The sequence below is a fragment of the Methylobacterium sp. B1 genome (assembly GCF_000333255.1).
Taxonomy (GTDB): domain Bacteria; phylum Pseudomonadota; class Alphaproteobacteria; order Rhizobiales; family Beijerinckiaceae; genus Methylobacterium; species Methylobacterium fujisawaense.
The window spans coordinates 1-3,451 of sequence record NZ_BACT01000104.1; the positions used below are offsets into that span (position 1 = coordinate 1).

Sequence of the window (3,451 nt, forward strand, 5' to 3'; positions counted from 1 at the left end):
TCTCGACGTTGCAGGCTGCCCAATCCTCCGCCAGATCTGCGCCGGATCGCCTTCGACAAGATCAAGATCGACCAGAGCTTCGTCCGCGACCTGCCGCACGAGGGCAGCGCCGCCGCGATCGTGCGGGCCATCATCGACATGGCGACGCGCCTCGACATGACGATCACGGCGGAAGGGGTCGAGACGGATGCGCAGCGGATCTGCCTGCTCGACCAGGGATGCCACGAATTCCAGGGCTATCTCTTCAGCAAGCCGCTGCCGGCCGAGCAGGCGGCGGTTCTCGCGCGCAGCCGCAAGTTGCTTCCGACCGCCGTCCAGGCGGCGTGAGGTGCCGTCAGGCGCCGAGGGGCGCCACGCCGGCCGGGCTGGGCTCGCCCGTGACCGCGTGGGGCGACACCTTCGGCCAGTAGGGCAGGAAGCCCTCGACGATGGTGCGCGGGATATCGAGGGGCCGGTAGTGGACGGTATCCACGAACATCAGCGACTGCTCGCCGCGGCCGAGCAGGCCGTTGACCTCGCTGTGGATCTCGTGCGCCAAGGTCACGAATTTCCGGTTGTGGCTCGCGATGGAGATCCGGACGGTGACGGGCTCGAACTCCATGGCCTCCCGCCGGAAGTCGTGATGGAAGGACTTCGTCAGGATGTAGAAATCCGTCGATTTCAGGTCGAAATCCGGCATGCAGACGTTGAAGAACAATTCGCGCGCCTTGCCGACCCAGCGCACATAATTGGCGAAATAGACGTTTCCGACCGAATTCGTATCGTCATAGGTCGGAATCAGGCGCAGGACGAACCAGTGGCCGTCGAAGCCGTGGGAGGCGACGGTGTCGGGCCGGTCGAGCGCGACGGGCACCGGCGCCGCCCGCGGCGCCCGCTCCGCCGCCGGAATCAACTGGTCGGCCGGCTGCGTTGCGCGCCATCCGAGGATCTGTGCGATCATCGGCAGGGCACCGATCAGCCCGATGAGCGGCGCGATGGCCAGGAGCGCCCAACTCGGCGCCAGATAGCCGGTGACGAAGATCAGGCACGCCGTCGCCCCGATCATGGCGTTGAGGACCGAGTCGTACCGCCGCGTCGCGCCGAGCGACTCGCAGACGAGACAGGCCGCCGCGCCGACGAGGAGCGTGGCGAACGGCATCATCAGGTAGAGGAGCGAGAGATTCGCCCAGATCGCCGCCGCCGCCGTGGCGAGCGCCGCGCCCAGGATCCAGACCGGTGAGGACACGAGTCCCGCCGGCACGAAGGCGAGAAGCGGCGAATTGCTGCGCGCCGTGACCGAGGTCCCGAGCCACCGCGTGGCGTTGTAGAAGCTGTCGATCGTGGTGGCGGCCGCGATCGCCGTCCAGACCACGAAGGCGGCTGTCGCACCCGCCACGGATTCCCGCCCGATCGCCTGCGCCACGGCCGCATAGGCCCCCGGCAGCCCGTCCGACGAGACGACCGGCACGCCGAGGCCCGCCCGCGCGGCGAGCAGGGCATTGAGCGTCAGCAGTCCGAGGAACAGCACGGCGCCGGTGACATAGGCCACCCGCACGGATCCCCCCGAACGCCGGATCTCGAGGGCGCGCTGCCAATGCTGGATGTCCATCCACGGGCCGAGCAGGAAGCCGACCAGGGAGGGCACGACGAGACCGTAGAAGCGCTCGTCGAAGGCGTGGACCGGGACCGTCCAGCCGTCCGGATGCCGGGGCAGGTCAACCAAGAGCAGCGCGCAGGCCGACAGTCCGAGGACCAGGGCGACGCCGTGGATGGTCCGGAGGCCGCGCAGCGGAACCGCATGCGCGATCGAGCAGGCGATGAGGATCAGGGCGACCAGGCCGACTACGGAGTCGCGGCCGAACAGCGGAAGCCACGCATAGGCGGCGAAGCCGAAGATCGTGATGGCGACGGCGAAGAACTGGGCCCCCAGGAACAGGAGGGCGTAGGGACCCTGCACGGACGCGACAATCGTGTCGATGCGCCGCCGGGGAGCGCCGAGCAGCCATCCGAACAGGCCAAGGCCCGTGGCATTCGGCAGAGCGAAGGCAAGAAACCCGAGCCATCCATACGTGAGGGTCACGTGGATCGCGTAGAAAAATCCGAGCCCCCAGAACCACGACAAAGCAATCGTCGGCGCCCAGGTCGCTGAGCGAATGAATTGGGAAGGCATTGTGGCCGCGAGCGCTCCGTACCGAGTGTTGCAATAGCGTATCAGACTCGTTTCGGGAATATGTCCGGCAAAAAAGAAGGCGAATATAAGATCTTACCTGCACGAAAATGCATCGACCTGTCGACAAGCCGCGGCTGCGGCTCAGCGCGGGCACATTTCCGCTCGCCGCGTCCCGATGGACACGCGTTTGGGCCTTGGGTGCACGACGCGTCGCGGATTCCCGGGCGATTTGCCTAATCGGCGGGCGCCGGGCCGCTGCGAACCAGATCGACGAAATTGGCGATCAGCGGAGCCTTCGGGGCCATCCACAACGCGAAGACGTCGGCGCGGATGGGCGGCCCTTCGAGGGGCCTGTAGACCACGTCCGCATGCGCCAGACGGGCGACGAATTCCGGGATGATGGCGATGCCGAGCCCCGATGCCACCAAGCTCGTCAACGAGGCTGCCTCGACGGCCTGATAGGTGATGGAGGGGACGAACCCGGCCTCTGCGCAGCAATCCCACAGGTAGTTGGCAAACAGGGAATCCGAGAGTCGCAGGAAGACGAATCGCTCGTCGCGAAGGTCGGAGAGGCGGAGCGCGCCCGTCGCCAAGCGGTGGCCCCTCGGCAGGACGACCCGTACGGTCTCGGTCCACGCGCAGACGCGGATTAGATCGGCGTCCTCCGGGGGGCACCGCAGGAAGCTCAGGTCGGTCTGACCGGACTTCAGCATCGCGATCTGCCGATCCGGCGACATCTCGTGGATTCGGAGATCGACCGCCGGATAGCTGCGGGCGAAGTCCCGGAGCGCCGGGCCGAGCGGGCCGGCCAACATCGAGCCGGTCAGGCCGATGTTGATGATGCCGGCGGTGCCCGCGCCGATGGCACGGGCCCGTTCCACCGCTTCGCCGGCCCGCTCCAGAATGGCGAGCGCCTGGACGTGGAAATCGTGGCCGGCCCGGGTCAGCGTCACCCGCCGCGTGGTCCGCTCGAAGAGGGCAGTGCCGACCTCATCCTCCAGGTCGCGGATCTGCTGGCTGAGGGGTGGTTGCGCCACGCCGAGGCTCTCTGCGGCGGCCGTGAAGCTCAGATATTTGGCGACAGCCACGAAATAGCGGAGATGCCGGAGTTCCATCCCGCCATCTATATGCCCCGCCTATCAATTGGAATGAAAAAGATATTTGACGTCTAGATCGGCCGGAACGATTTTGCAGCTCGGCAAATCGAAACGATGCTGCGCGTCACGATCGCCCCGCGCGCCGCCATCGGGCTTCGGTCGCCAGTCCGAGGCTGCCCAGGGGAATTGCGATGCAGCGCGTTTC

At 66.9% G+C, this 3,451-nt stretch carries 3 protein-coding genes; 1 reads left to right on the top strand and 2 read right to left on the bottom strand.

What is annotated here, in order from left to right; all coding sequences use genetic code 11:
• A partial coding sequence (locus tag I53_RS03035; protein ID WP_148291056.1) for an EAL domain-containing protein occupies nt 1-327 on the top strand: 327 nt, incomplete at its 5' end.
• Nucleotides 328-334: 7 nt separating this feature from the next.
• Here the strand turns inward: I53_RS03035 and I53_RS03040 are convergent.
• Nucleotides 335-2,101 carry a thioesterase family protein gene (locus tag I53_RS03040; protein WP_306307422.1) on the bottom strand — a complete coding sequence of 589 codons (1,767 nt, stop codon included), beginning with the start codon at nt 2,099-2,101 and terminating at the stop codon, nt 335-337.
• A gap of 281 nt (nt 2,102-2,382) precedes the next feature.
• Entirely contained in the window at nt 2,383-3,264 is an 882-nt protein-coding gene (locus I53_RS03045) for a LysR family transcriptional regulator (RefSeq protein WP_043346518.1), read from the bottom strand.
• Nucleotides 3,265-3,451: the final 187 nt, after the last annotated feature.

Coding starts and splice junctions, on each gene's coding strand:
- I53_RS03045 (WP_043346518.1), bottom strand. CDS start 3,264: ATGGAACTCCGGCATCTCCGCTATTTCGTGGCTGTCGCCAAATATCTG.